The sequence below is a fragment of the Actinomycetes bacterium genome (assembly GCA_036510875.1).
Taxonomy (GTDB): domain Bacteria; phylum Actinomycetota; class Actinomycetes; order Prado026; family Prado026; genus DATCDE01.
The window spans coordinates 1-2,186 of sequence record DATCDE010000280.1 but is presented as its reverse complement, the minus strand read 5'-3'; the positions used below and the strand labels follow the sequence as shown (position 1 = coordinate 2,186).

Sequence of the window (2,186 nt, the reverse complement as noted above, 5' to 3'; positions counted from 1 at the left end):
CGATCTTGTGTGACCGATTCCCGCAGCGACGTGTCTGCCACAGCCGAGACGTCGTCCACCCTGCCGACAGCGTCCGGGACTCGCATAGCAACGACCACGTCCTCGAACACCTGTACGAGGCTGTGTCACACTGACTGTTATGGCAGCTGGTGGAATGGGCCGAAGCCCGGGCCCTTTCCGCAGGCCGCTGGCCGAGCGCGGTCGCATCGTTGTCACCTCGCCCACTACCGACGCGGGAAGGCCATGTTGGGTGGCCGTGGGGGACGACCGCCACCAGGGCACCGTCCACGCGTGGTACCGGGACGAGGTGACGGGCGAGTGGCACGCACTGGTGATGGTGTGGCTTCCGGGCGGCAGCGTCTCGCCGCGTGGGTCGCCTCCGAGCTGACAGCGATTGCCCCCAGCGTCGACTGTCGCCCGCCGAGCAGTCGGGGTGGACTGGCTGCCGGGATTGTCCGTCCCGTGGATCGTGAGTGATCCCGCGGGCGGGTGGGACGGTGATCCCCGGTGACGATCCGTGGCGTTCCCGCAGGTCAACGGCTCGGGCCGTGCTCACTCCTGCCGGGCCGATCTGGTTGGTGACGGGCGCGGCGTGACACCGCGCCGCCCGGGGTCCTTCTGGTTACCGCGCTCCCACCGGTTGCGCGGCGTACGTCACGAGTGACGGGCAGCAGACGATCCTGTACTTGTCCACCGGCACGTACACCGTGATGGTCTGCCCAGTACGGCAACAGGTGGGGTTCGTGGCGGCACATCCAGGGCACGGGCAGGTTCGCCGGTGACACCAGCATCAGATCCATTACGTGCGCAGCGGGGTTGAGAGGCGGGCGCCCGCGGCCCCACGCGGCATCAATGAGCGACCGCTTCACGAACCGGTTGACCGCGAAGTGCAGGTGCAGAACATGTCCGCCCGGTGCCCCGAGCATCCCAACGGGGACCCGCGGCTCCGGCTGGGGCCGGTGCCGGTGCTGCTCGGGTGGGGACGTCGGGGACTGATCTCGGAGCACGGGAATTGACTTGCCGCATATCGCGTTATATCGTTAGTCCATCGCGATACACGCGATGCAGGTTGAAGGAGACTGACGTGAAGTACCAAGAATCCACCGAACCGTCGACCCAAGGTCGACGCGGACATCACCACCATGGGCCGGGCCCCGGCTTCGGTCCCGGCTTCGGCCCCGGCAGTGGCCGGCGCGGCCCCTGGGGCCCGCCACGTGGCCGGCGCCGGGAACGCGGCGACGTCAAGGCCGCCGTCCTGCTACTGCTCGCCGAGTCGCCGCGGCACGGATACGAGATCCTCACCGAACTCGCCGACCGCAGCGACGGGCAATGGCAGCCCTCGCCGGGCTCCATCTACCCGGTCCTCAAGCGGCTGGCCATGGCGGGGCTCGTCACGGCCACCCAGGAGGACGGCAAGCGCATCTTCGCGCTGACCGACGAGGGCCGAGCCCTGGTGGCCACCGAGGGCGAGTCGTGGGGAACCCCGTGGGCGCAGTCGGATCCCAGCGAGGACGCGACCACCGAACTGTGGTCCGCCGCCAACCAGCTTGGTGCAGCGGTCTGGCAGGTCGGGCAACTCAGTGACAAAGCGCAGATCGCGGCGACCGTCGCGATCCTCGCCGACGCCCGCAAGGAGATCTACGGCCTGCTGGCCGGCTGATCCCTCGACGGCGGCCGGCATCCTCGCGGATACCGGCCGCCGTTGTCGTTGCCGGGTGCGCTCTGGCGGCGCCCCGGTAGGTGGTCGGCCGCCGTGCGCGTGTTCGGTGATCAAGGGGAGCAGGTTCGGTGGACCGTGGTACGGCCTGATCCCGGCCGCCGGAGAGCGCGGCCCCAGCAGCACCCCTATCCGCAGCGTTCGCCGCAGTAGTTCGGCCAGTGCGACTGTCCCACCGAGGAGGAGTCCCATGGACGAGACCGGACCATCGACACCCAACGACCGGCCCCACGACACCCACCATGCACACGAGCACCGGAGCGGGCCCAGCGACGTCGGTGAGCACCCGTCGACCGCGACCGAGGTCGCAACCGTTTGGGACGGGCGCTACTCCTCGGAGGTGTGGCCCAGCGACCCCGACGCCCTCCTCGTCAAGTTCGCAACATCGACTAGCAGCGGAACCGAGAGGGGCTACTTCTCCGTCGCCTACTCGACGAGGCAGAACTCATGCCCTTCCGGGTCAGCCATG

General features: G+C 69.1%; 2 protein-coding genes. Both read left to right on the top strand.

Features of this window, described 5'->3' with window-relative positions; genetic code table 11:
- The first annotated feature begins 1,084 nt into the window (after nucleotides 1-1,084).
- Entirely contained in the window at nucleotides 1,085-1,660 is a 576-nt protein-coding gene (locus tag VIM19_16500; GenBank protein HEY5186455.1) for a PadR family transcriptional regulator, read from the top strand.
- A 247-nt stretch (nucleotides 1,661-1,907) separates the two neighbouring features.
- The coding region (locus tag VIM19_16495; protein HEY5186454.1) for a hypothetical protein at nucleotides 1,908-2,186 on the top strand (279 nt) is incomplete at its 3' end.